The organism is Streptomyces sp. NPDC018263 (assembly GCF_055562575.1).
Map to the genome: position 1 here is coordinate 260,917 of NZ_JBVHFA010000005.1, position 24,716 is coordinate 285,632.

The 24,716-nt window shown below is 72.9% G+C and carries 20 protein-coding genes; 15 read left to right on the forward strand and 5 right to left on the reverse strand.

The window, feature by feature from the left end:
- The first annotated feature begins 11 nt into the window (after positions 1-11).
- The 9 genes from ACZ3HQ_RS16805 (at position 12) to ACZ3HQ_RS16845 (ending at position 11,544) form a co-directional block, all read left to right on the forward strand.
- Positions 12-824: a TIGR03084 family metal-binding protein gene (locus ACZ3HQ_RS16805; protein ID WP_467511556.1), complete on the forward strand. Its 813-nt coding sequence runs from the start codon at positions 12-14 to the stop codon at positions 822-824.
- Positions 821-2,503 (forward strand): acyclic terpene utilization AtuA family protein, encoded by a 1,683-nt coding sequence (locus ACZ3HQ_RS16810; protein WP_467511558.1) that lies wholly within the window; start codon positions 821-823, stop codon positions 2,501-2,503. Before ACZ3HQ_RS16805 ends, ACZ3HQ_RS16810 begins: the two co-directional genes overlap by 4 nt.
- Before the next feature lie 157 nt (positions 2,504-2,660).
- Positions 2,661-4,259, forward strand: coding sequence for an acyl-CoA carboxylase subunit beta (locus ACZ3HQ_RS16815; protein WP_467511560.1), 1,599 nt, complete (start codon positions 2,661-2,663; stop codon positions 4,257-4,259).
- A gap of 5 nt (positions 4,260-4,264) precedes the next feature.
- Positions 4,265-6,118, forward strand: coding sequence for an acetyl/propionyl/methylcrotonyl-CoA carboxylase subunit alpha (locus ACZ3HQ_RS16820; RefSeq protein WP_467511562.1), 1,854 nt, complete (start codon positions 4,265-4,267; stop codon positions 6,116-6,118).
- A gap of 83 nt (positions 6,119-6,201) precedes the next feature.
- A complete protein-coding gene (locus ACZ3HQ_RS16825; RefSeq protein WP_467511564.1) occupies positions 6,202-7,362 on the forward strand; it encodes an acyl-CoA dehydrogenase family protein in 1,161 nt (386 codons plus the stop codon).
- A gap of 23 nt (positions 7,363-7,385) precedes the next feature.
- Positions 7,386-8,948, forward strand: coding sequence for a 4-coumarate--CoA ligase family protein (locus ACZ3HQ_RS16830; RefSeq protein ID WP_467511566.1), 1,563 nt, complete (start codon positions 7,386-7,388; stop codon positions 8,946-8,948).
- Complete coding sequence (locus ACZ3HQ_RS16835; protein WP_467511568.1) at positions 8,945-9,679, forward strand: enoyl-CoA hydratase family protein; 735 nt, start codon at positions 8,945-8,947, stop codon at positions 9,677-9,679. Before ACZ3HQ_RS16830 ends, ACZ3HQ_RS16835 begins: the two co-directional genes overlap by 4 nt.
- Positions 9,667-10,272 (forward strand): TetR/AcrR family transcriptional regulator, encoded by a 606-nt coding sequence (locus ACZ3HQ_RS16840; protein WP_467511570.1) that lies wholly within the window; start codon positions 9,667-9,669, stop codon positions 10,270-10,272. The genes ACZ3HQ_RS16835 and ACZ3HQ_RS16840 overlap by 13 nt, the downstream gene beginning before the upstream one ends.
- Positions 10,273-10,515: 243 nt before the next feature.
- The gene (locus tag ACZ3HQ_RS16845) at positions 10,516-11,544 is read left to right on the forward strand and encodes an isopenicillin N synthase family dioxygenase (RefSeq protein WP_467511572.1); all 1,029 of its coding nucleotides are present in this window, start codon (positions 10,516-10,518) and stop codon (positions 11,542-11,544) included.
- 78 nt (positions 11,545-11,622) lie between these two features.
- Here ACZ3HQ_RS16845 and ACZ3HQ_RS16850 read toward each other — a convergent pair whose 3' ends face one another.
- Positions 11,623-12,723 carry a citrate synthase 2 gene (locus ACZ3HQ_RS16850; RefSeq protein ID WP_030804770.1) on the reverse strand — a complete coding sequence of 367 codons (1,101 nt, stop codon included), beginning with the start codon at positions 12,721-12,723 and terminating at the stop codon, positions 11,623-11,625.
- 169 nt (positions 12,724-12,892) lie between these two features.
- Here ACZ3HQ_RS16850 and pdxH point away from each other — a divergent pair, with 169 nt between their 5' ends.
- On the forward strand, positions 12,893-13,585 hold the full coding sequence (pdxH, locus tag ACZ3HQ_RS16855; RefSeq protein WP_467511574.1) for a pyridoxamine 5'-phosphate oxidase: 693 nt from the start codon (positions 12,893-12,895) through the stop codon (positions 13,583-13,585).
- Between the two features lie 386 nt (positions 13,586-13,971).
- Entirely contained in the window at positions 13,972-15,336 is a 1,365-nt protein-coding gene (locus tag ACZ3HQ_RS16860) for a PAS domain-containing protein (protein ID WP_467511576.1), read from the forward strand.
- A gap of 44 nt (positions 15,337-15,380) precedes the next feature.
- Here the strand turns inward: ACZ3HQ_RS16860 and ACZ3HQ_RS16865 are convergent, their stop codons facing one another.
- A complete protein-coding gene (locus ACZ3HQ_RS16865; protein WP_467511578.1) occupies positions 15,381-16,136 on the reverse strand; it encodes an SIS domain-containing protein in 756 nt (251 codons plus the stop codon).
- 213 nt (positions 16,137-16,349) lie between these two features.
- Between ACZ3HQ_RS16865 and ACZ3HQ_RS16870 the strand changes: the two genes are divergently transcribed.
- A complete protein-coding gene (locus ACZ3HQ_RS16870; RefSeq protein WP_452694614.1) occupies positions 16,350-17,042 on the forward strand; it encodes a metal-dependent transcriptional regulator in 693 nt (230 codons plus the stop codon).
- Positions 17,043-17,359: 317 nt separating this feature from the next.
- The gene (locus ACZ3HQ_RS16875) at positions 17,360-18,220 is read left to right on the forward strand and encodes an alpha/beta fold hydrolase (protein WP_467511581.1); all 861 of its coding nucleotides are present in this window, start codon (positions 17,360-17,362) and stop codon (positions 18,218-18,220) included.
- Positions 18,221-18,252: 32 nt separating this feature from the next.
- Here ACZ3HQ_RS16875 and ACZ3HQ_RS16880 read toward each other — a convergent pair whose 3' ends face one another.
- From ACZ3HQ_RS16880 to ACZ3HQ_RS16890, 3 genes are all read right to left on the reverse strand, one after another.
- Positions 18,253-19,851 carry a transporter gene (locus ACZ3HQ_RS16880; RefSeq protein WP_467511583.1) on the reverse strand — a complete coding sequence of 533 codons (1,599 nt, stop codon included), beginning with the start codon at positions 19,849-19,851 and terminating at the stop codon, positions 18,253-18,255.
- Positions 19,848-20,624, reverse strand: a complete 777-nt coding sequence (locus tag ACZ3HQ_RS16885) for an ABC transporter ATP-binding protein (RefSeq protein WP_467511585.1) — start codon at positions 20,622-20,624, stop codon at positions 19,848-19,850. Before ACZ3HQ_RS16885 ends, ACZ3HQ_RS16880 begins: the two co-directional genes overlap by 4 nt.
- A 70-nt stretch (positions 20,625-20,694) precedes the next feature.
- A complete protein-coding gene (locus ACZ3HQ_RS16890) occupies positions 20,695-21,348 on the reverse strand; it encodes a bifunctional DNA primase/polymerase (protein WP_467511587.1) in 654 nt (217 codons plus the stop codon).
- A 281-nt stretch (positions 21,349-21,629) separates the two neighbouring features.
- Here ACZ3HQ_RS16890 and ACZ3HQ_RS16895 point away from each other — a divergent pair, with 281 nt between their 5' ends.
- Together ACZ3HQ_RS16895 and ACZ3HQ_RS16900 are read left to right on the forward strand one after the other, a co-directional pair.
- A complete protein-coding gene (locus tag ACZ3HQ_RS16895; RefSeq protein ID WP_350904304.1) occupies positions 21,630-23,015 on the forward strand; it encodes a tetratricopeptide repeat protein in 1,386 nt (461 codons plus the stop codon).
- 198 nt (positions 23,016-23,213) lie between these two features.
- Entirely contained in the window at positions 23,214-24,689 is a 1,476-nt protein-coding gene (locus ACZ3HQ_RS16900) for a hypothetical protein (RefSeq protein ID WP_467511589.1), read from the forward strand.
- The last annotated feature ends 27 nt before the right edge of the window (positions 24,690-24,716 follow it).

Here is a 24,716-nt window from a genome sequence, read left to right on the forward strand (position 1 = left end):
TGCTCCTGCCCATGTCCGATCCGCCGCCCGTCTTCGACGACCTGCGTGAGGAAAGCCGGGAACTCGACCTGCTCGTGGCCGAGTTGACCGAGAGTGAGTGGGCACGCGCGACGCCCGCTCCCCGCTGGAGCATCGCCCACCAGATCGCCCATCTGCACTGGACCGACCGCGCCGCACTGCTCGCCATGAGCGACGAGGCGGCCTTCCGGAAGTTCGCCGAACAGGCGCTCACGTCGCCCGGCTCGTTCGTGGACCACGGTGCCGAGGAAGGTGTCCGGCTCGGCCCCGCCGAACTGCTCACCCGCTGGCGGGAGGGACGGCAGGCGCTCGACAGGGCCCTGAGGGAGGCGGCCGCGCGGCACACCCGGTTCCCCTGGTTCGGGCCGCCCATGTCGGCCGCCGCCATGGCCACCGGCCGCCTTATGGAGACCTGGGCCCACGGCCAGGACGTGGCCGACGCCCTGGGTGTGGTGCGTGCCCCCACCGACCGGCTACGGCATGTGGTCCGCATCGGGGTGCGGGCCCGGAACTTCGCCTTCGGGGTACGAGGGCTGCCCGCGCCGGAGGAGGAGTTCCGCGTCGAGGTCCGCGCACCCTCGGGCGAGCTGTGGACCTACGGCCCCGAGGATGCCGCGCAACGGGTCACCGGCCCCGCGGTCGATCTCTGCCTGCTCGTCACCCAGCGCGCCCACCGCGCCGACCTCGCCCTGACCGCCGTGGGTGAAGACGCCGACCGCTGGCTGGACATCGCCCAGGCATTCGCCGGCCCGCCCGGCACCGGACGCGACCCCAAAAAAGCCCTGCCCGAGGAGCCCGCACGGTGACGGCGGCCCCCCTCCGCGTCGGCAACTTCTCCGGCTTCTACGGCGACCGGGCAAGCGCCCTGCGCGAGATGCTCACCGGCGGCGAGGTCGACGTCCTCACCGGGGACTACCTCGCCGAGCTGACCATGCTCATCCTCGGCCGCGACCGCCTGAAGGACCCCGGCGCCGGGTACGCCCGCACCTTCGCGCGTCAGCTCGAAGACACCCTCGGGCTCGCCCACGAGCGCGGGGTGCGGATCGTCACCAACGCGGGCGGCCTGAACCCGGCCGGACTGGCCGACCGGGTGCGGGAGTTGGCGGAGCGGCTCGGGACACCCGTACGGGTCGCGCATGTCGAGGGCGACGACCTCACCGCCGCGTACCCCGGCACCCTCGCCGCCCATGCCTACCTCGGCGGCTTCGGGATCGCGGAGTGTCTGCGGGCCGGGGCCGACGTGGTGATCACCGGGCGGGTGACCGACGCCGCGCTCGTCACCGGGCCCGCCGCCGCGCACTTCGGGTGGGGGCCGGGGGACCACGACCAGCTCGCCGGAGCCGTCGTCGCCGGGCATCTGCTGGAGTGCGGGACCCAGGTCACCGGGGGCAACTACGCCTACTTCCAGGACGGTGACGTACGCCGTCCCGGTTTTCCGCTGGCCGAGATCCACGCGGACGGCAGCAGTGTCGTCACCAAGCATCCCGGCACCGGCGGGTTCGTGGACACCGGAACCGTCACGGCCCAGTTGCTGTACGAGACGGGGGGCGCCCGGTACGCCGGGCCCGACGTCACCGCCCGGCTGGACACGGTGCGGCTCCGCCAGGACGGGCCGGACCGGGTGCGGATCGAGGGGGTGCGCGGTGAGGCGCCCCCGCCCACGCTCAAGGCCGGCCTCAACCGGATCGGCGGCTTCCGCAACGAGGTCGCCTTCGTCCTCACCGGTCTCGACATCGAGGCCAAGGCGGAGCTGGTGCGCGAGCAGATGGACGCCGCGCTGGCCAAGGCGGCGCCGGACGAGGTGCGTTGGGAGCTGGCCCGTACCGACCGGGCCGACGCGGACACGGAGGAGACGGCGAGTGCGGTGCTCCGGCTCGTCGTGCGGGACGCCGATCCCGAGGTGGTCGGGCGGGGGCTGAGCGGGGCCGCGATCGAGCTGGCGCTCGCCAGTTATCCCGGCTTCCATGTGCTGGCGCCCCCGGGGAAGGGGTCGCCCTATGGGGTGTTCGACCATGTGGCTGTACCCCATGGTGACGTCGATCATGTGGCCGTCCTCCATGACGGGCGCCGTATCCATGTGGGCGCCCCGCAGGAGACGCTCCCGCTCCACGACGTGCCCGAGCCTGAACTACCCGAGCCCCTCCATGTGGGCAGCACCCGCCGCGCCCCCCTCGGTCATGTGGTCGGAGCCCGTAGCGGGGACAAGGGCGGGGACGCCAACGTCGGTGTCTGGGCCCGCTCCGCCGACGCCTGGCGCTGGCTCGCCCACGAGCTGACCGTGGAGCGCTTCCAGGAACTGCTCCCCGAGGCCCGCGACCTCCCGGTCACCCGGCACGTCCTCCCGGAACTCCGCGCCCTGAACTTTGTCGTCACCGGCATCCTCGGCGCCGGCGTGGCCGCCCAACACCGCTTCGACCCGCAGGCCAAGGCCCTGGGCGAGTGGCTCCGCTCCCGCCACCTGGACATCCCGGAGGACCTCCTGTGACGCCCCGGACACCGCGACCCTCCGGTACCCCGGCATCCCACCCGGAAGACACCTCCAACCCCGGAGCCACCTCCCACCTCGGAGCCACCTCTCCCGAAGCCACTCCCCACCCCGGAGCCACCTCCCCCCGAGCCACCCCCCACCCCGGAGGCACCCCGTGACCCTCCTCCACACCGCCCTCGACCCCACCGCCCCCGACCACCAGGCCAACCGCGACACCATGCTCGCCAAGCTCGCCGACCTGGAGGCCGAGCACGCCAAGGCGCTCGGGGGTGGGGGCGAGAAATATGTGGCCCGGCACCGTAAGCGGGGCAAGCTGCTCGCGCGGGAGCGGATCGAGTTGCTGGTCGACCCCGACACGCCGTTCCTGGAGCTGTCGCCCCTCGCCGCCTGGGGCAGTGAGTACACCGTGGGCGCCTCCCTGGTCACCGGCATCGGTGTGGTCGAGGGGACCGAGTGCCTGATCACCGCCAACGACGCGACCGTGCGCGGCGGCGCGAGCAACCCGTGGAGCCTGAAGAAGGCGTTGCGGGCCAACGAGATCGCGCGGGCCAACCGGCTCCCCGTCATCAGCCTGGTCGAGTCCGGCGGAGCCGACCTCCCCTCGCAGAAGGAGATCTTCATCCCCGGCGGGGCGATCTTCCGGGACCTGACCCGGCTGTCGGCCGAGGGCATCCCGACCGTGGCCGTGGTGTTCGGCAACTCCACGGCGGGCGGGGCCTACATCCCCGGCATGTCCGACCACGTGATCATGGTCAAGGATCGCGCGAAGGTGTTCCTCGGCGGCCCGCCGCTGGTGAAGATGGCGACCGGCGAGGAGAGCGACGACGAGTCGCTGGGCGGCGCCGAGATGCACGCCCGTACCTCCGGCCTGGCCGACCACTTCGCGGTGGACGAGCGGGACGCGATCCGGCAGGCGCGCAGGGTGGTCGCACGGCTCAACCACCGCAAGGCGTACGCCGATCCGGGCTTGGCGGAGCCCCCGAAGTACGACCCGGAGGAGCTGCTCGGCATCGTCCCCGGCGATCTGCGCACCCCCTTCGACCCGCGCGAGGTGATCGCCCGCCTGGTCGACGCCTCCGACTTCGACGAGTTCAAGCCGCTGTACGGCACGAGCCTGGTCACCGGCTGGGCCGAGCTGCACGGCTACCCGGTCGGCATCCTGGCCAACGCGCGCGGGGTGCTGTTCAGCGAGGAGTCGCAGAAGGCGGCGCAGTTCATCCAGCTCGCCAACCAGCGCGACATCCCCCTGCTGTTCCTGCACAACACCACCGGCTACATGGTCGGCAAGGAGTACGAGCAGGGCGGCATCGTGAAGCACGGCTCGATGATGATCAACGCGGTCAGCAACTCCAAGGTGCCGCACCTCTCCGTCCTCATGGGCGCGTCCTACGGCGCCGGCCACTACGGCATGTGCGGCCGCGCCTACGACCCCCGCTTCCTCTTCGCCTGGCCCAGCGCCAAGTCCGCCGTCATGGGCCCGCAGCAGCTCGCGGGCGTGCTGTCGATCGTGGCCCGCCAGTCGGCCCTGGCCAAGGGACAGCCGTACGACGAGGAGGCGGACGCCGCCCTGCGCGCGATGGTCGAGGGGCAGATCGAGTCGGAGTCGCTGCCCATGTTCCTGTCCGGGCGGCTCTACGACGACGGCGTCATCGATCCCCGCGACACCCGAACCGTCCTCGGTATGTGCCTGTCCGCCATACACACCGCTCCCTACGAGGGCGCCCGTGGCGGCTTCGGCGTCTTCCGGATGTGAGGCCCATGATTTCCACCCTGCTCGTCGCCAACCGGGGCGAGATCGCCTGCCGTATCTTCCGCACCTGCGCCGACCTGGGCATACGTACCGTCGCCATACACTCCGACCCGGATGAGGGTGCGCTGCACACACGTGTGGCCGACACAGCGGTACGGCTGCCGGGCGCGGCGCCCGCCGAGACGTATCTGCGCGGTGACCTCATCGTGAAGGCGGCCCTCGCGGCCGGGGCGGACGCCGTGCACCCCGGCTACGGCTTCCTCTCCGAGAACGCCGACTTCGCCCGCGCCGTCCAGGACGCCGGACTGATCTGGATCGGGCCCCCGCCCGAGGCGATCGAGGCGATGGCGTCCAAGACCCGCGCCAAGGAGCTGATGGGCCTCGCCCCGCTCGACGCACAGGACGTCACCCCGGCCGACCTGCCGGTCCTGGTCAAGGCGGCGGCGGGCGGCGGCGGACGCGGCATGCGCGTCGTACGCGACCTCGCCGCGCTGCCCGGCGCGCTGGAGGACGCGCGCGCGGAGGCGGCGAGCGCGTTCGGGGACGGCGAGGTGTTCGTGGAGCCGTACCTGGAGAACGGGCGCCATGTCGAGGTGCAGGTCCTCGCCGACACCCACGGCACCGTGTGGACGCTCGGCACCCGCGACTGCTCACTCCAGCGCAGGCACCAGAAGGTCATCGAGGAGGCCCCGGCGCCCGGTCTGCCGCCCGCGCTCACCGAGCAGTTGTACGCGTTGGCCGAGCGGGCGACGCGTGCCGTGTCCTACGAGGGCGCGGGCACCGTGGAGTTCCTGGTGGCCGACGGCCGCGCGCACTTCCTGGAGATGAACACCCGCCTCCAGGTCGAACACCCCGTCACCGAGGCGGTGTTCGGCCTCGACCTGGTGGCCGAGCAGATCCGGGTCGCCGAGGGCCACGCCCTCCCCGCCGAGCAGCCGGCCCCGCGCGGCCACGCCGTCGAGGCCCGGCTGTACGCCGAGGACCCCGCGCGCGGCTGGGCCCCGCAGACCGGCACCCTGCACCGCTTCACCGTGCCGGACGGCGTACGGCTGGACACCGGCTGCGCGGACGGCGACACCATCGGCGTGCACTACGACCCGATGCTCGCCAAGGTCATCGCGTACGCCCCCACCCGCACCGAGGCGGTCCGCAAGCTCGCCGGCGCCCTGGAGCGCACCGCGCTGCACGGGCCGGTCACCAACCGCGACCTGCTGGTCCGCTCGCTCAGGCACCCGGAGTTCACCGAAGCCCGCATGGACACCGGCTTCTACGACCGCCACCTCACCACCCTGACCGAGCCCGACCCCGACCCGTACGCCCCGCTCGCCGCCGCCCTCGCCGACGCCCACGGCCGCTCCCGCTTCGGCGGCTGGCGCAACGTGCCCTCGGGCCCGCAGGTGAAGCGGTACGAGATGGCGGGCGAGGAGCACGAGGCCGCCTACCGTCACACCCGCACCGGCCCCGCGGCGGACGGCGTCCGCGTGGTGCACACCGACCCGCACCTGGTCGTCCTCGAAGTGGACGGCGTACGGCGGAAGTTCGAGATCGCCCGCTACGGCGACCAGGTCCACGTCAACGCCACCACCCTCACCGCCCTCCCCCGCTTCCCCGACCCCACCACCGAACACGCCCCCGGCTCCCTCCTGGCCCCCATGCCCGGCACGGTCGTCCGCGTGGCGGAGGGCCTCACCGAAGGCACCGAGGTCAAGGCGGGGCAGCCCCTGATCTGGCTGGAGGCGATGAAGATGGAACACCGCATCACCGCCCCCACGGACGGCACCCTGACGGCGCTGCCGGCAGCCGTGGGCCGCCAAGTGGAGATGGGCACCCTTCTGGCTGTCGTTGAAGCTGTTCAGCCTTGAGGGGCGCGGGACCGCATCGATGTGCGGCTACCGCCGCGTGGGCGCGACCAGCCACGAACAACCCGCACCCGAAGGAGTAAAAAGTGACCACCCTCATCGAATCCGAAGAACACCAGGCCCTCCGCAAAGCAGTCTCCGCCCTGGGCAAGCGCTACGGCCGCGACTACATCACCCAGGTCATCGCGGAAGGCCGCTACCCCACCGAACTCTGGCAAGAGGCAGCCAAGTTGGGCTACCTCGGCGTCAACCTCCCGGAGGAGTACGGCGGCGGAGGCGGCGGCATAGCCGAACTCTCCATCGTCCTGGAAGAGTTGGGTGCCTCGGGAGCCCCCCTGCTCATGCTCGTCGTCTCCCCGGCCATCTGCGGCACAGTGATCGCCCGCTTCGGCACCGAGGAGCAGAAGCGCACCTGGCTCCCCGGACTCGCCGACGGAACCAAGCTGATGGCCTTCGGCATCACCGAGCCCGACGCCGGCTCCAACTCGCACCGCATCACCACCACCGCCCGCCGGGACGGCGACGACTGGCTGCTCACCGGCCGCAAGGTCTTCATCTCCGGGGTCGACCACGCCGACGCCGTCCTGATCGTCGGCCGCACCGAGGACGCGCGCACCGGCAAGCTCAAGCCGTGCCTGTTCATCGTCCCGCGCGACGCCGAGGGCTTCTCCCGCAACCCGATCGACATGGAGCTGAGCGCCGCCGAGAAGCAGTGGGAACTGGTCCTGGACGACGTCCGGCTGCCCGCCGACGCTCTAGTGGGCGACGAGGACGCCGGGCTGCTCCAGCTCTTCGCCGGACTCAACCCGGAGCGCGTCATGACGGCCGCGTTCGCCATCGGCATGGGCCGGTACGCCGTCGCCAAGGCGCTCGACTACGCCCGTGAGCGCACCGTCTGGAAGACCCCGATCGGCGCCCACCAGGCCATCGCGCACCCCCTCGCGCAGGCCCACATCGACCTGGAACTGGCCAAGTTGATGATGCAGAAGGCGGCCCTCCTCTACGACGCCGGTGACGACATCGGTGCGGGCGAGGCGGCCAACATGGCCAAGTACGCAGCGGGGGAGGCGTGCGTACGGGCCGTCGACCAGGCCGTGCACACCCTCGGTGGCAACGGTCTGACCCGCGAGTTCGGGCTCGCCTCGCTGATCATCGGCGCGCGGGTGGCCCGGATCGCCCCGGTGAGCCGGGAGATGATCCTCAACTACGTCTCGCACCAGACCCTCGGCCTGCCCAAGTCGTACTAGAGACACCGACGTTCGGAGGAACCGTGTTCCACAGCCCGTACGCCGAGGTCCCGCCGGTCGAACTGCCCATCCACGACGCCGTCCTGGGCGCGGCCGCCGCCCACGGAGACCGGCCCGCGTTGATCGACGGCGTGGACGGCACCACCATCACCTACGCCCAACTCGACTCCCTGCACCGGCGACTGAGCGCCGGGCTCGCGGAGGCCGGGGTGCGCAAGGGTGACGTACTCGCCCTGCACAGCCCCAACACCATCGCCTTCCCGCTCGCCTTCTACGCGGCCACCCGCGCGGGCGCCACCGTCACCACCGCGCACCCGCTGCATACCCCCGAGGAGCTGGCCAAGCAGCTCGCGGACAGCGGGGCCCGCTGGCTGATCACCGTCTCCCCGCTGCTGCCGACCGCCCGCAGAGCCGCCGAACTCGCGGTCGGGGTACGGGAGATCTTCGTCTGCGACCAGGCGCCGGGGCACCGCTCGCTGACCGACCTGCTCGGCACCGGCGCCCCCGAGCCGGACATCGAGGTCGACCCGGCCGAGGACGTCGCCGTACTGCCGTACTCCTCCGGGACCACCGGTACGCCCAAGGGCGTGATGCTCACCCACCGGCAGATCGCCACCAACCTCGCCCAACTGGAGCCCGCCCTCACGGTGGAGCCCGGTGAGCGCATCCTCGCGGTGCTGCCGTTCTTCCACATCTACGGCCTCACCGCCCTGATGAACGCGCCCCTGCGCAACGGCGCCACCGTGGTCGTGCTGCCCCGCTTCGAGCTGGACACCTTCCTCGCGGCGATCGAGACCCACCGCATCACCGGCCTGTACGTCGCCCCGCCGATCGTGCTCGCCCTCGCCAAGCACCCCTCGGTCGCCCGGTACGACCTCTCCTCGCTGGAGTACGTCCTCAGCGCCGCCGCCCCGCTGGACGCGAACCTCGCCGCGGCCTGCGCCGACCGGCTCGGGCTGCCGCCGCTGGGCCAGGCGTACGGCATGACGGAGCTGTCGCCCGGCACCCATGTCGTCCCGCTCGCCCACCTGCGTACCGCGCCGCCCGGCACGGTCGGCAGGCTCATCGCCGGCACCGAGATGCGGATCGTCTCCCTGGACGACCCCGGCAAGGATCTCGGCCCCGGCGAGCGCGGTGAGATCCTGATCCGGGGTCCGCAGATCATGAAGGGCTACCTGGGCCGTCCTGACGCCACCGCCGCGATGATCGACGCCGACGGCTGGCTGCACACCGGGGACGTCGGGCAAGTGGACGACGACGGCTGGCTGTTCGTGGTGGACCGGGTGAAGGAACTCATCAAGTACAAGGGGTTCCAGGTGGCCCCCGCCGAACTGGAGGCCCTGCTGCTCACCCACCCCGGCATCGCGGACGCGGCCGTGATCGGCGTCGTCAACGAGGACGGCAACGAGGCCCCGCACGCCTTCGTCGTCCGCCAGCCCACCGCGCCGGACCTCAGCGCCAACGACGTGCTGCTCTACGTGGGGGAGCGCGTCGCGCCGTACAAGCGGGTGCGCGGGGTCACCTTCACCGACGGGGTGCCGCGTGCCGCCTCCGGCAAGATCCTGCGCCGGGAGCTGCGCCCATGACCCTCGTCGGACGCAGCCGCGACCGTGCCGTTCAGACGCTCAGCCTGGACTCCCCGGACACCCGCAACGCCCTCTCCGCGCCCCTGGTCGCCGAACTCGCCGAGGCGCTGGCGGACTGCGGAAAGGACCCCGGTGTCCGGGCGGTCGTGCTCACCCACACCGGCAACACCTTCTGCGCCGGGGCCGACCTGCGCGACCCGCCCCACCCGGACGCCCTGGTGGGGCTGCTGCGCCGGCTCGTGGAGCTGCCCAAGCCGGTGATCGCCCGGATCACCGGGCACGTCCGCGCCGGCGGGCTCGGGCTGGTCGGCGCCTGCGACATCGCGGCCTCCTCGGCCGGGGGCACATTCGCCTTCACCGAGGTCCGCATCGGGGTCGCCCCGGCCGTGATCTCCCTGCCGCTGCTTCCGCGCGCCGACCCGCGTGAGCTGGCCCGCTACTACCTCACCGGCGAGCGCTTCGGCCCCGCCGAGGCGGTACGGCTCGGCCTGCTCACGCTCACCGGAGACGACGTCGACGACGCCCTCGCCCCGGTCCTGGACGGCCTGCGCCGCTCCTCGCCCGAGGCCCTGGCCGCGACGAAGGAGCTGCTCACGGCTAGGGTGCTGGAGATGTTCGACCGGGAGGCGGACCGGTTCACCGCGCTCTCGGCCCGGCTGTTCTCCGCCCCCGAGGCGCGGGAGGGGATGACGGCCTTCCTGGAAAGACGGGATGCGGCATGGGTGGTGTGAGTACGGCGGAACGCGACCGCGTACCCAAGCAGGACCGCAGCCGGGCCACCCGGCTGCGGCTGCTGGAGGCCGCCGTGGCCTGCCTCGCCGAACACGGCTGGGCGGGCTCCACGGTCTCCGTCGTCGCCGAGCGCGCGGGCGTCTCGCGGGGCGCTGCCCAGCACCACTTCCCCACCCGCGAGGACCTGTTCACGGCCGCCGTCGAGTACGTCGCGGAACGGCGCTCCACCGCCCTGCGCGATCTGTTCCCCGACGGCCCCGGCGACCGCAGGGCCGTCGTCACCGCCCTGGTCGGCCTGTACACCGGCCCGCTGTTCCGGGCCGCGCTCCAGCTCTGGGTGGCCGCCGCCAACGAGGAGCAGTTGCGCGGCCGGGTGACCGAGCTGGAGGCGCGCGTCGGCCGGGAGAGCCACCGGATCGCGGTGGAACTCCTGGGCGCCGACGAGTCCCGCCCCGGTGTGCGCGAGAGCGTGCAGGGGCTGCTCGACATGGCGCGCGGCCTCGGCCTTGCCACCCTGCTCACCGACGACACCGCGCGCCGCGAGCGGGTCGTGGCCCAGTGGGCGGCACTGCTGGACGAGGCCCTCGGCTGAGCACGGCGAAGTAGGCGTGACCGGCGTCACACTCGAAATCGAAGGCCCGCAGTACTCTGGGCCCATGCTTCCGATGCTCGTCCGACGCCGCCACGTGGACTACGTGCGCGTCACGAGCATGGGCTGTCGGCGCTCCGCCTGACCCAGCCCCCTCTTCTCGTCTCCTTCTTCTCTTCGTCCGGCACCAGGGGGCCGCCCCACCCCTCGCGGCTGCCCGTGCCCCGTACACCTCGCGGACGCACCATGACGACTCATGCGACGGACCCGTCGTACGCCCAGCTCCCGATCATCGACCTCTCGGCCGCCGACCGCGGTCCGGAGGAGCGGGCCCTCTTCCACGCGCGACTGCACAGCGCCGCCCATGACGTGGGCTTCTTCCAGCTCACCGGGCACGGCGTGACACAGGCCGAGACCGACGCCCTGACCTCGGCCATGCGGGCCTTCTTCGCGCTGCCCGAGGCCGACCGGCTCGCCCTGGACAACGTCAACTCCCCCCACTTCCGGGGCTACACCCGTACCGGCGACGAGCGCACCGGCGGCGCCCGTGACTGGCGCGACCAGCTCGACATCGGCGCCGAGCGCCCGGCCCGCGTGCCCGGCCCCGGCGAGCCGCCGTACTGGTGGCTCCAGGGCCCCAACCAGTGGCCGGCCGCCCTGCCCGAGCTGCGCACCGCCGCGCTCGCCTGGGTCGAGAAGCTCAGCGCGGTCGCCCAGCGCCTGCTGCGCGAGCTGCTCACCGCCATCGGCGCCCCGGCCGGCTTCTACGACCCGGTCTTCGGCGCCCACGCCCACCCGCACCTCAAGCTGGTCCGCTACCCCGGCAGCGCGGGCGACGGCAGCGACCAGGGCGTCGGCGCCCACAAGGACTACGGCTTCCTCACCCTGCTCCTCCAGGACAAGGTCGGCGGCCTCCAGGTCCAGCGCGCCGACGGCAACTTCCACGAAGTCCCGCCCCTGGACGGCGCCTTCGTCGTCAACCTCGGCGAACTCCTGGAGGTGGCCACCAACGGCTACCTGGTCGCGACGAACCACCGCGTGGTGAGCCCACCCGCAGCCACGGAACGCTTCTCGGCCCCCTTCTTCTACAACCCGAGCCTGGACGCCAAAATAGCCCCCGTACCTTTCCCGCACGCGGAAAGGGCCCGAGGCATATCAACGGACCCGTCAAACCCACTTTTCGCGGAATACGGCTACAACGAACTGAAGGGCAAGCTCCGAGCCCACCCTTTGGTGGCGGAAAGACACCACGCCAATCTACTGACGCCCGCGTAAAGGTGGTCAGGGGCGCGGGGAACTGCGCGACCGGCCAAGACGGCGGATCAGCCGCTCTCCGCGCCCCAACCACCCCACTCAGTGGGCGATGTTCTCGAACCCGGAAATATCAGAAGGCTTCCGAGTCCCAGGCCCCACATATTCCGCAGAAGGCCGCACCAGCCGCCCCGTCCGCTTCTGCTCAAGAATATGCGCCGACCACCCGGCAGTCCTCGCACACGTGAACATGGAAGTGAACATGTGCGACGGAACTTCCGCGAAGTCGAGCATGATAGCCGCCCAAAACTCCACGTTGGTGGCCAGCACGCGATCCGGCCGCCGATTGTGCAACTCCTCCAGCGCCGCCTTCTCCAACGCCTCGGCGATCTCGAACCGAGGGGCCCCCAACTCCCGCGCCGTCCGCCGCAGCACCCGCGCCCGGGGGTCCTCGGCCCGGTACACCCGGTGCCCGAACCCCATGAGCCGCTCCCCCCGGTCGAGCGCCTTCTTCACGTACCCGACGGCGTCCCCGGTCCGCTCGATCTCCTCGATCATCCCGAGCACGCGCGAAGGGGCGCCACCGTGCAGCGGCCCCGACATCGCCCCCACCGCCCCCGACAGCGCGGCAGCTACATCCGCCCCGGTGGAGGCGATCACGCGCGCGGTGAAGGTGGACGCGTTCATGCCGTGCTCGGCGGCGGAGGTCCAGTACGCGTCGACGGCCGCGACATGCTTCGGGTCGGGCTCGCCGCGCCAGCGGATCATGAACCGCTCCACGACCGTACGGGCCTTGTCGATCTCCCGCTGCGGCACCATCGGCAGCCCCTGCCCGCGCGCGGACTGGGCGACGTAGGAGAGCGCCATGACGGCCGCGCGGGCGAGGTCGTCGCGGGCCTGCTCGGCGTCGATGTCCAGCAGCGGCTTGAGGCCCCACACCGGCGCCAGCATGGCGAGCGCGGACTGCACGTCCACCCGGATGTCGCCGGAGTGCACGGGGATCGGGAACGGCTCGGCCGCCGGCAGGCCCGGCGCGAAGGCGCCGTCCACCAGCAGCCCCCACACGTTGCCGAAGGAGACGTGCCCGACGAGGTCCTCGATGTCGACGCCCCGGTAGCGGAGCGACCCGCCCTCCTTGTCCGGCTCGGCGATCTCGGTCTCGAAAGCGACGACTCCCTCTAGTCCGGGTACGAACGCGGACATAAGGCGGCTCCTCGGTCTGGGTCGGTGGCGGTCATCACCGGTACTGCCCCATACGCACGGGGGTCACCCGGAACGAGGGGCGGGAACAGCACGATAGCCCTGAGTGCCACGCTTGGGGAGACCCTGCGGCACTCAGTGCCACGTTCGTGCGATACGGCAGGATGACCGCGTGACCGACCGCGATCTCACCCCGAAGCCCGACCCGGCCGTGGACCCCGCGTTCATGCGCGAGCAGTACCGGGCGCACGGTCTCGCCGAACGGGAACTCGCCGCGCACCCGATGGACCAGTTCGCCCACTGGTTCCAGGACGCCGCCCGCGCCACCGTCCTGGGCACGCTCTACGAGCCCAACGCGATGGTCGTCTCCACCGTCGACCCCACCGGCCGCCCCAGCTCCCGCACGGTGCTGATGAAGGGCTACGACCACGACGGCTTCGTCTTCTACACCAACTACGGCTCCCGCAAGGCCCGCGATCTCGCCGGTGACCCGTACATCTCGCTGCTCTTCCCCTGGCACCCCATCGCCCGTCAGGTGATCGTCTGCGGGGTGGCCCGGCGCACCAGCCGTGAGGAGACCGCCGCCTACTTCCGCAGCCGTCCGCACGGCTCGCAGCTCGGCGCCTGGGCCAGCGCCCAGTCCACGGTGATCGGCTCCCGTGACGTCCTGGACGACGCATACGCCGGCCTCGCCGCCCGGTATCCGGAGGGCGAGGAGGTGCCGGTGCCGGAGAACTGGGGCGGGTTCCGCGTCGCGCCGGAGACGGTGGAGTTCTGGCAGGGCCGGGAGAACCGGCTGCACGACCGGCTCCGGTACACCGCCCTGCCGGACGGCTCCTGGACGACGGAACGGCTGAGCCCTTGAGAGCGCAAGGGCCCGTGAACACGGAACGACCCGCGAGTTCTGGTTCCTCCGCCGTGCGGCGGGGGAGCCGGCCGGACGTGCCGGCGAACTCGCGGGTCGGGTGACTGCTTGGGATTGGGCCGGCCGCACGCCTGGATCACGTACTGGTCCGGCACCGCACTCGGTGTGGTGACGGGCCGCTAGCCCGCAGCCACCTCACGCGTCCGGTTTCCATACATCTGCCGAACCACCTCCCTTCCGTGTGCCGTCAGCCTAAAAACCGGGCACCCGCGGTTCAAGTGATTTTCACCGTCGCAATCTGGCGGAACGGCGTGTGGGCTGGGTCACGGTCGAGTTGAATGACCATCGACGCCGTCAGCCGGACGGATCGTGCAAGGGGGACCAGGGTGAGTGCTTCCCGGCGCAGTGGGACCACCGACGAGCTGGGACCGGAGGAACCGGGCGGCGCCGACCTGCTGAACGCCCTGCTGGACGGCATGGACGCCGCCCTGTGCGCCTTCGATGCGGACGGCACCGTCACCCACTGGAACCGCGAGGCGACACGCATCCTGGGCTGGAGCGCCGCCGAGGCGGTCGGCCGGCCCGGACTCGCGGGCTGGGCGGTGCGCAGCGCCGACGACGCGGAGGTGCGCGAGCGGCTGCGGTCCGCGATGCGCGCCACCGGCCGCCAGGTCCACGAGTTCGCCCTTGTGACCAAGGACGGCCGCCGGGTCCTGGTGCGCACCCAGTCCGCCGCCGTACGCGGCCCGGACGGGCGCCCGGCGGGCCTGTACTGCGCGTTCAGCGAGGTGCACACCCAGATCGACCTGGAGCGGTCCATCGCGCTGAGCGAGGCCCTGTTCGAGGACGCGTCCTGGGGCGTCGTCCTCATCGACGCCGACCTGCGCCCGGCCGTCGTCAACGCGCACGCGGCCCGCGCCCTGGGCGTCGGCCGCTCCACCGCGCTCGGCCGGCCGCTCGGCGAACTCCTCGCCCAGGGCGTGGAGGAGCTGGAGAACGCGCTCACCCATGTACTGGCCGAGGGCGCGCCGCCCGGCCCGATCGAGCTGTGGGTGACCGTGCGCACGGCCGAGGGGGAGCGGCGGCGCTGCTGGCGCAGCGGGTTCGTCCGGCTGGCCTCGCCGCTGGGGCAGGAACCGGTGCCGCTCGGGGTCGGCTGGCTCTTCCAGGACGTCACCGAGGCCCGGCTGGGGGAGCGCGAGGCGTCCCTGCTGCGGTTCCGCTCCAACCAGTTGCACCGCGCGGCCCGTGCCGCCGCCGAGTGCGAGGACCCCGCCGAGGCGGCCGTCGTCCACCTGGAGTTCGCCCTGGCCGGCTTCGCCGACCACGCCCTGCTGGACCGGCTCACCGAGTCGCGCGGGGAGACCGTACGGCTGGAGCGGCTCGCCGCCACACCCGCCGGGACACCGGGCGCCGACGTCCACACCGGGCTGCCCGTGCGCTACGCCCCGGACCACCCGGCACCCCGGTGCACCGAGCGGGGCGGCACCGTGCGCGCCGATGTGAACGGGGTACCGCCCGAGCGGTCGGGGGAGTGGGCCCGCACCCGGCACTGGCCCGCCGACACCGCCCACGCGCTGTGCACCCCGCTGCGCAGCCGGGGCCGGACCCTGGGCGTGCTGACCTTCCTGCGCGGCACCTCCCGCGACGGCTTCGACCGCACCGACACGACGTACGCGGAAGAGGTGGCCGCGCGCATCGCGGCGGCGCTGGACCTGGCGGACGCGGTACGGGGCACCGAGCAGGTTTGAACCGCCGACGGCGGCAGAGGGACGGCGCCCTCAGTGCCCAGTTCTCAGTGGTGGTAGTAGATCCGGTCGCCGTACTTCTCCATGATCCGGGCGTTCCAGTCGTGGCCGCCGTCCACATTCCCCGAGCGCAGCAGCGGGGGCTCGACGCCCCGGTCGGCCAGGGTGGCGGCCGCCGTGGCGACCATGGACTGCATCAGGGCCGAGGTGACCACCGTGGAGGCGGGCGCGAAGGGCGCCGGGACGGTGTCGAGGGCCAGTTCGGCGTCCCCTACCGCGATCTTGGAGTCCAGTACGACATCGCAGTGGTCCTTCAGGAACGTGCCCGAGGAGTGCCGGGAGGCGGTCTCGGTGGCGTAGGCGACCGAGGTGACGCCGATGACCTTGATGCCCAGGGCGCGCGCGTGCCGGGCCATCTCCACCGGGAGGGCGTTGCGGCCGGACAGGGAGATGATCACCAGGGCGTCGCCGTCGCGCAGCGGTGAGCTGTCCAGCACGGCGGAGGCGAGCCCGTCGACGCGCTCCAGGGCGGAGCCGAGGACGGCGGGGCTGACGTCGATGCCGACCACGCCGGGCACGGCGAGCAGGTTCATCAGGGCGAGGCCGCCCGCGCGGTAGACGACGTCCTGCGCGGGGAGCGAGGAGTGTCCGGCGCCGAAGGCGAAGAGCCGTCCGCCCGACTCGACCGTGTCCGCGAGCAGGGTCCCGGCGGCGGCGATGGCCCCGGCCTCCTCCTCGCGCACCCGGCGCAGCAGGCCGATCGCCGCGTCCAGGAACCGGTCGGCCGGCGTGCCGTCGCTCATGCGGTGCCCCTTCGCGCGTCGATGTCGCGGATCACCGTGCGGTCTGGACCAGCGCGGTGTCAATACGCTTCGCGCTTCCCGGCCGAAGCGCGGCCGGTTCCCGGTGTCTCCCCGGCGCGGCACGATTGTCGGTGGTATCCGGCAGAATTGATTCTGGGCCAGCGCACGCGCCGGGAGCGGTGAGCTTTTCGGCAAAGTAATCGAGGGGCACGTATGTCCGGACTGATCGACACCACGGAGATGTATCTCCGCACCATCCTCGAACTGGAAGAGGAAGGCGTCGTCCCCATGCGCGCCCGCATCGCGGAACGGCTCGACCAGAGCGGCCCGACCGTCAGTCAGACGGTGGCCAGGATGGAGCGGGACGGACTGGTGTCCGTGGCCAGCGACCGTCATCTGGAGCTGACCGACGAGGGCCGCAGGCTGGCCACCCGCGTCATGCGCAAGCACCGGCTCGCCGAGTGTCTGCTCGTGGACGTGATCGGTCTGGAGTGGGAGCAGGTGCACGCGGAGGCGTGCCGCTGGGAGCACGTGATGAGCGAGGCGGTGGAGCGCCGCGTGCTGGAGCTGCTGCGCCACCCCACCGAGTCCCCCTACGGCAACCCCATTCCGGGGCTTGAGGAGCTGGGCGAGAAGGACGGCGCCGACCCGTTCCTGGACGAGGGCATGGTCTCGCTCGCTGAGCTGGACCCCGGCTCGGACGGCAAGACGGTCGTGGTGCGCCGGATCGGGGAGCCGATCCAGACCGACGCCCAGCTCATGTACACGCTGCGGCGGGCGGGCGTGCAGCCCGGCTCCGTGGTCAGCGTGACCGAGTCGCCGGGTGGCGTGCTGGTGGGCAGTGGTGGTGAGGCGGCCGAGCTGGCCTCCGACGTCGCCTCCCACGTCTTCGTCGCCAAGCGCTGAGCGCGAGGAGGCCCCGGCGCCGCCGCGGCGCCGGGGCCTCACCTCCCCGGTACCGACCCGGAGCCCCGAGCTCCCAGGGTCGGTCCCTCCGGACCGTTTTTCCCCGAGCGGTCCGCCCCCCACGCCAGAGAAGATCCCCTCGGCGGTGGCGATCATTCCTCTTCCGGTGTCACTCGAACGAGGGGTGTTGGCGGAGCGAACGCCTACGTCGAATGAGTTTTCGATAATCTGCGACGGCAGCAGCAGGGCGACACACACGACAGCGACAGCGGCGGTACAACGGTACGAAGCAGGCGGAGCTGGGGGGTGCCAGGTCTATGGCACGGCGTATCGAGGTGACAGGGGCGGGCGGGGTGCGGCTGGCCGCGTGGGAGTTCGCGGACCCGCCCAAGGAGGGGACCGGGCCCGGCGCGCGGGGTGTCTTACTCCTCCACGGCCTGATGGGGCGCGCCGCGCACTGGGTGTCCACCGCGCGGGGGCTCGCCGGCCGGTACCGCGCGGTCGCGCTCGACCAGCGCGGGCACGGGCAGAGCGCCCAGCCGCCGCTGGAAGCCTGCACCCGCGAGGCGTACGTCGAGGACGCCGAGGCCGCGCTGGAACAGCTCGCCCTCGCCCCCGCCGTCCTGGTCGGCCACGCGATGGGCGCGCTCACCGCCTGGCAGTTGGCCGCGCGCCGTCCGGATCTGGTGCGGGGTCTCGTCATCTGCGACATGCGCGCCTCCGCGCTGGGCGCCGCCTCGCAGGCAGAGTGGGCCGACTGGTTCCGCTCCTGGCCGCTGCCGTTCACCACCCTCGCCGACGTCCGGCGCTGGTTCGCCGAGGACGATCCCCGCCTGGAGCGCCCCGACCCCGCGCGCGGCGCCTTCTACGCCGAGGTCATGCGCGAGTCCGCCGACGGCTGGCGCCCCCGCTTCGACCCCGACCGCATGCTCCGCACCCGCGAGACCTGGGTCCACGACGCCCACTGGGACGAACTCACCCAGGTCCGCTGCCCCACCCTCGTGGTCCGCGGCCTCGACGGCGAACTGGGCCGGGCCGAGGCCCAGGAAATGGTCCGCGTCCTCCCCGACGGCCACTACGCCGAAATCCCCGACGCGGGCCACGTCCCCCACTACGACCAGCCGGCGGCCTGGCAGGGGGTACTGGACCAGTTCCTGGGGGAGCTGGGGACACCCTGAGGGGCTCCCCCCCAGAGCAGTAGCGGCGCCGACTAGCCCTTGCTCACCGCCACCAGGATCTCCGGCAGCCGGGCCGCGGTCCGTGGTGCTGCCAGGCGGAGGCCCGTCAGGGCCAGGGCTGCGCCGTAGGCGGCGCCGACCGGGAGGAGGAGCCAGGACCAGCGGGCGCCGCCCTCGGCGATGTTCAGCCAGATCGTCGCCGCGATGACCGGGGAGCAGAGCAGGGCCGAGGCGACCATGCCGCCGAAGATGGAGATCCAGGCGAGGCCCGCCTGGCCGGGGGCGACGTTCTTGTGGCCCTCCTGCGGTATCGAGTAGGGGAAGCGGGCCGAGGTCCAGGCGCCGGTGGCGAGCATCGCGCCGAGCAGGGCGAGGGAGAGGCCCAGCACCTCGGGGAGGCGGGACCAGTCGCCCAGCAGCGCGGTGGTGACCACGGTGACGAGCGTGGCGTACGGCAGGGTGATCAGCAGCAGGGCCAGCGCCCGGCCGCGCAGCTCGGCGTAGGCGTCGCGCGGCGAGGAGACGGTCATCGCCACCATCCAGAACGCGGAGGTGTCCTGCCCGAACTGGTTGTACATCTGGATGCCGAGCATCCCCGAGGCGAAGCACGCGAAGTACAGCGACCCGGTGCCCTGGACGGCGTTGAACACCGGCACGATCAGCCCGATCGCCAGCGAGGTCACCCATGCCGCCTTGGTCTTCGGATCGCGCCAGATATAGCGCAGGGTCCGCTCCATCACCGCCCCCGTGCGCCCGGCCGGCAGCAGCCGGGCCAGCCCCGCCGAGGCGCGGTCGCGGCCCCCGTCGTCGGCCGCCTGGAGCGTGGAACCGTCCGGCGAGGTCATCAGCCGGGTCAGGCTCCGCGCCCACGCCCCGATCAGCAGCGCCAACAGCACGGCGCACAGCCCCAGTTGCGCCAGCGCCGTACCGTACGAGCCCTCGCTCGCCGAGTGGACCGCGCCCAGCGCGGAGGCGGGCGGGACCCAGGCCAGCACGTCGGCGACCGGCTGGAGTCGGCCGAGGCCGCCCGAGCCGAGCCGCTGGGCGCCGAAGTTGACGAGCTGGGCGCCGATGGCGATGACCAGCCCGCTCAGCACCGCGAGGTCGCGGCCCTTGCGGCTGGTCAGCAGGCGGACGTTGGCCGCGGCGACCGCACGCGCCAGCGCCACGCACGTCAGCAGCGCCAGCGCGACCCCCACGACCGCGAAGGCCCAGCCCGCGCCGTGCGCCAGAGCCAGCCCGCAGCCCGCCAGCACCAGCAGCGTGAACACCGGGCCGATCCCGACCAGCGAGGCCGCGAGCAGCCCGCGTACCAGCGTCCGGGGCCGCAGGGGCAGCATCACCAGGCGGGTCGGGTCGAGGGTCTCGTCGCCGCCGGGGAAGAACAGCGGCATCACCGCCCAGCCCAGCGCCAGCACCGCCACACCGGGCACGGCGACGGACTCCGGGTGGGACTGGAAACGCAGCGCGACGAAGCCCAGCAGTTGCAGCAGGGCGAAGACCAGGGCGAGCACCGCCGACGCCACGAACGCGGCCCGGCGGCCCGTGGACTGGCGCAGGCCGTTGCGCAGCAGGGACAGCTTCAGCCGGACCAGTACCGAGGTCGCGGAGGCGGGCGTCGCGGTCGTCATCGGACCGCCCCGCCGCCGAGCCAGTCCAGATCGGACCCGGCGTCCCGCCCGCTCGCGCCCACCAGCTCAAGGAACGCGGCCTGGAGGGTGGGGTGCTCCCCGCGCACCTCGGCCAGCGTCCCGGTCGCCCGGATGCGCCCGGCGGCCAGCACCGCGACCCAGTCGCACAGCGACTCCACCAGCTCCATCACGTGCGAGGAGAACACCACGGTGGCGCCGGACGCGGTGTACCGCTCCAGCACGCCCCGGATGATCTGCGCGGAGACCGGGTCGACGCCCTCGAACGGCTCGTCCAGGAACAGCACTTCGGGGTTGTGCAGCAGGGCGGCGGCGAGCCCGATCTTCTTGCGCATGCCGGTCGAGTAGTCGACGACCAGCTTGTGCTGCGAGCCGGCGAGGTCCAGCACGTCCAGCAACTGGGTGGCCCGCTTGTCCACCTCGGCGCCCGGCAGCCCGCGCAACCGCCCGCTGTACGCCAGCAGTTCACGCCCCGACAGCCGTTCGAAGAGCCGCAGCCCCTCCGGCAGCACCCCGATCCGGGACTTCACCGCCACCGGGTCCTGCCACACGTCGTGCCCGACGATCTCGACGGCCCCCTGATCGGGCCGGAGCAGACCGGTGACCATCGACAGGGTGGTCGTCTTGCCCGCCCCGTTCGGGCCGACCAGCCCGATGAACTTCCCGGCCGGAAGATCGAGGTCGATGCCGCCCACCGCGACATGCTGCCCGAACCGCTTCCAGAGTCCCCGTACCCGAACCGCTGCCTCCGTCATGACGGAAACCCTACGGTGGCGGCCCTGGCAGGGGCACCCGTGCGGCGGAAGGGCGAAGTCCGGGTGCCGCTCAGCAGTCCTGGTTGCAGGCGTACGCCAGCGGCGGGATCAGCTCCTCCGCGTCCGGCAGCCACCGGTTGGCCGGCGTCGGACGGCACGCCCACTGCACCGCGCCCCGCGAACCGATCCGGGTCGGCGGCGCCGCCAGGTACCGCCCCTCGCCCAGCGGGACCAGATCGCGCGCGGCCGCCGCCCAGCCGACCTGCCGCAGCAGGTCCGGCGCCTTCGCCGCGCCGCCGGGCAGCACGAGGAACTGCATGCGCCGGTCCGGGGTGAGGGTCACCGGGCCGAGGTTCAGGTCCATGCGCCGCATCCGGGCCAGCGCCAGGAACCCGGCCGTCTCCGGCACGGACAGCGCGTCGAAGGTGCGGCCGGTCGGCAGCAGGATCGACGCCGAGGGCTGCTCCTGCCACATCTGCCGGACGACCGCCGGGCTGCCGGTGGCGCGCGTGGCCCAGTCGGGGCGCGTGGGGTGTGCGCCGGGCGCGGGACAGGCGGCGTCGCCGCAGGAGCAGTACCGCACGCCGCCCACGTCCTCCAGCCAACTGCCCGCCAGCACCTCCCAGTGCCGCTCCTCGGCGTACGCAACGGCGGTCTCCAGCAGCGATCCCCCGCGCGGGCGCGGAATCCGGGCCGCCTCGGGGCCCGCGGTCGTCTCGTCCACGTCCCACTCAACTCCCGCGTCCACCCGGGGTTACGGCCGGGCCGTGCGCCGGGGCGGCACACCGGCCCGGTCGCCGGGGCGCACGGGAGCACGGGCGGGGGCGCGCGGGCGAGGCGAACGGGCGGCGCGGGTAGCCAGGAAGGGCACGGGGCGCGCGGCGAGACGGCTTTACCCCGGCAAACCGCACATGTCGCGCATTGACGCTATGTCGACTGGGAAGTGATCTCAGGACCGGAACGACCATTGATCTTCAGGCTCCAGGGGTTCGCAGGGGGTAGCGCATGGCCGCGAGGCCGCTAGTGGCGAGGCAGCCGAACGAACGGCTGCAGGCACTCATCCAGGAAGCGGGGTGCTCGAACGCGGGGCTGGCCCGGCGCGTCAACATGTGCGGCGCCGAGCACGGACTCGACCTGCGCTACGACAAGACGTCCGTGGCCCGCTGGCTGCGCGGACAGCAGCCGCGCGGCCGCGCCCCGGCGATCATCGCGGAGGCGCTCGGCCGCAAGCTCGGCCGTACGGTCACGATCGACGAGATCGGCATGGCCAACGGCAAGAACCTCGCCTCCGGCGTGGGCCTCCAGTTCTCGCCGACGGTCCTCGGGGCCATCGAGCAGGTCTGCGAGCTGTGGCGCAGCGACGTGGGGCGGCGGGACTTCCTGTCCGGCTCCTCGGTCGCCGCCTCCGCGCTGGTCGAGCCCAGCCGGGACTGGCTGATCTCGGCGCCGGACGCCCAGGTGGCCCGGCAGGCGGGCCCACGCGTGGGGCAGGCCGACGTGGCGGCGGTGCGCTCGATGACCCAGGCGCTGGTCGACCTCGACCACCAGTACGGCAGCGGGCATGTGCGCCCGGTCGTCGTGCACTACCTCAACAGCGTGGTCTCCGGGCTGCTCGCGGGATCGTACCGGGAGGCGGTCGGGCGTGAACTCTTCGCCGCCGTCGCCCGGTTGACCGAGCTGGCCGGGTACATGGCGGTCGACACCGGCCAACCCGGCCTGGCCCAGCGGTACTACATCCAGTCGCTGCGCCTGGCGCAGGCGGCCGGGGACCGGGGGTACGGCGGCTATGTGCTGGCAGCCTCCATGAGCCACCTCGCCGCCGAGCTGGGAAACCCGCGCGAGATCGCCCAGTTGGCGCGTGCCGCGCAGGAGGGCGCCCGTGGGCGGGTCACCCCGCGCGCGGAGTCGATGTTCCACGCGGCCGAGGCGCGCGGGCACGCCGTACTGGGCGATGTGCGCGCGGCGCAGGCGTCCGCCGGGCGGGCCATCGCGGCGCTGGAGCGGGCGGACGCCTCCGACGGGGACGACCCGGTGTGGATCGCCCACTTCGACGAGGCTTATCTGGCCGACGAGTTGGCGCACTGCCACCGTGACCTGGGCCAGGCCGAGGCGGCCGCCAGATACGCCCGGCAGGCGCTGGAGCGGCATCCCGTCTCGCGGGCCCGGCGCCGGGCCATCGGCTATGTGCTCCTCGCCACGGCCCAGGTGCAGCAGCGCGAGATCGAGCAGGCGTGCGGCACCGGCATGAAGGCGGTGGAGCTGCTGGAGACGCTCCGCTCCGAGCGCGGCACCGAGTACCTGGAGGACCTCCAGCAGCGGCTGCAGCCCTTCCGGGACGAGGCGGTGGTACGGGAGTTCGGGGCGAGACTCGATGTCCGGCAGGCGGCCTGAACAGCGAGTCGCGTCCGAGTGGCCTTGCCGGAAAGGGCAGTCGGGCGCGACCGGGGACAAATACAGCGTGAGGGACGGGGCTTCTGTTACCGCTGTCACAGCGGGGGCGCCCGGGCGCTGAGCTGCGTGGCACCGGGCTCCGCGGACCCGGTAGCGTGAGCCGACGATTCCGAACGTCCTTCAATCGTAGGAGTCCCGGTGACGCAGAGTGGACAGGGCGATGAGCCCTCGGCGCGACCCGCGCACGAAGGCATCGTGCTGCCCTCCGACGGAGGGGAGCCCCTGCTGCCGGGCATGACGGGAACACCCGCGGTGCCCCCCGGCGGCCAGCCCTGGGGCGGCTCCTGGGGCCCCGGCCAGGACCAGCAAGGCCAGCAGCACCAGCAGGGCCAGCACCAGCAGGGCCAGGGCTGGCCCCCGGCCGCCGCCCACGAGTGGCAGGCCCCGGAGCAGCCGTCCGGCCCCGGCCCGATGCCGCCCGAGGGCCCCGCGTACGACGCGCAGGGCTACGGCGGCGCACAGCCCTACCCCCAGCAGCACCAGGGGTACGACCACGGCTACCCCCAGCAGGCCGCGCCGCTGCCGCCGATGGACGAGGCGGCCACGCAGTTCATGCCGCCCGTGGGTCCCGGCGCCGGCCAGGGGCCCGAGGGTGCGACCCAGTACCTTCCGCCGGTCCCGTCGGGCGGTGCCGACCAGGCCGCGACCCAGTACATACCCCCGGTGGCGTCGGGCGCGCTGCCGCCCGAGGCCACCGGGAACGACGGCCGCCAGGGCTACCCGCAGCAGCCGGCGGACGAGGCGGCCACCCAGTACATCCCGCCCTACCAGGCCGGTGCCGACGGCGCCGACCGGCAGCCGCCCGCCGAGTTCGACAACCTCTTCCGGGGCACCCAGTACGGCGCCGACGCCGCCCAGGGCTCGACCCAGCAGATGCCCCGCGTCCCGGCCCCGGAGCCGCGTCCGCCGGCGCCCATGGTCTCGGCCCAGCCCGCCTACCGGCCGCCGATGGACCACGACGACGGCGGACGGCGCGGCGGCGGCCGTACCGGCTCGCGGGTGCCGCTGATCGCGGCCGTCGGCGTCGGCATCGTCGTCCTCGGTATCGGCGCGGGCGCCCTGCTCAGCGGCGGCGGTGACGACGGCGACGACAACCGGCCGGTCGCCTCCTCCACCCCGGCGAGCGAGCAGCCCTCGCCGTCCGCGTCGGCCGCCGACCCGGCCCAGCCGCAGGCCGTCGAACTGGACAGGCTCCTCGCCGACAGCGGCAGCAGCCGCTCCACCGTGATCCAGTCGGTCGAGCGCATCAAGCAGTGCAAGGACCTCGACCAGGCCGCCGCCGACCTGCGCGGCGCCGCCAAACAGCGCGCCGACCTGGTCACCCGGCTCGGCAAGCTGTCCGTGGACAAGCTGCCGAACAACGCCGAGCTGAACGCGGCCCTCACCGCCGCCTGGCAGGCGTCGGCCGCCGCCGACAACCACTACGCGGTCTGGGCGCGGCAGGCCAAGAGCAAGAAGGTCTGCGTCAAGGGCCACGCCCGCTCGACCAACCACAGCCAGGCCGGCAACGCCCAGAGCGGCACCGCCAGCGCCCAGAAGGCGAAGGCGGCCCAGCTCTGGAACGCCATCGCCACCAAGTACGGGCTCACCAGCCGCCAGCCGACCCAGCTCTGAGGTCCCGGCGCGGGCGGGGACTCGGCG

What these genes read in the sequence shown, in the direction of transcription:
- ACZ3HQ_RS16895 (WP_350904304.1), top strand. Translation starts at nt 21,630, where the DNA reads ATGGCCGCGAGGCCGCTAGTGGCGAGGCAGCCGAACGAACGGCTGCAG.
- ACZ3HQ_RS16845 (WP_467511572.1), top strand. Translation starts at nt 10,516, where the DNA reads ATGACGACTCATGCGACGGACCCGTCGTACGCCCAGCTCCCGATCATC.
- ACZ3HQ_RS16885 (WP_467511585.1), bottom strand. Translation starts at nt 20,624, where the DNA reads ATGACGGAGGCAGCGGTTCGGGTACGGGGACTCTGGAAGCGGTTCGGG.
- ACZ3HQ_RS16805 (WP_467511556.1), top strand. Translation starts at nt 12, where the DNA reads ATGTCCGATCCGCCGCCCGTCTTCGACGACCTGCGTGAGGAAAGCCGG.
- ACZ3HQ_RS16835 (WP_467511568.1), top strand. Translation starts at nt 8,945, where the DNA reads ATGACCCTCGTCGGACGCAGCCGCGACCGTGCCGTTCAGACGCTCAGC.
- ACZ3HQ_RS16870 (WP_452694614.1), top strand. Translation starts at nt 16,350, where the DNA reads ATGTCCGGACTGATCGACACCACGGAGATGTATCTCCGCACCATCCTC.
- ACZ3HQ_RS16850 (WP_030804770.1), bottom strand. Translation starts at nt 12,723, where the DNA reads ATGTCCGCGTTCGTACCCGGACTAGAGGGAGTCGTCGCTTTCGAGACC.
- ACZ3HQ_RS16880 (WP_467511583.1), bottom strand. Translation starts at nt 19,851, where the DNA reads ATGACGACCGCGACGCCCGCCTCCGCGACCTCGGTACTGGTCCGGCTG.
- ACZ3HQ_RS16820 (WP_467511562.1), top strand. Translation starts at nt 4,265, where the DNA reads ATGATTTCCACCCTGCTCGTCGCCAACCGGGGCGAGATCGCCTGCCGT.
- ACZ3HQ_RS16840 (WP_467511570.1), top strand. Translation starts at nt 9,667, where the DNA reads ATGGGTGGTGTGAGTACGGCGGAACGCGACCGCGTACCCAAGCAGGAC.
- ACZ3HQ_RS16875 (WP_467511581.1), top strand. Translation starts at nt 17,360, where the DNA reads ATGGCACGGCGTATCGAGGTGACAGGGGCGGGCGGGGTGCGGCTGGCC.
- ACZ3HQ_RS16865 (WP_467511578.1), bottom strand. Translation starts at nt 16,136, where the DNA reads ATGAGCGACGGCACGCCGGCCGACCGGTTCCTGGACGCGGCGATCGGC.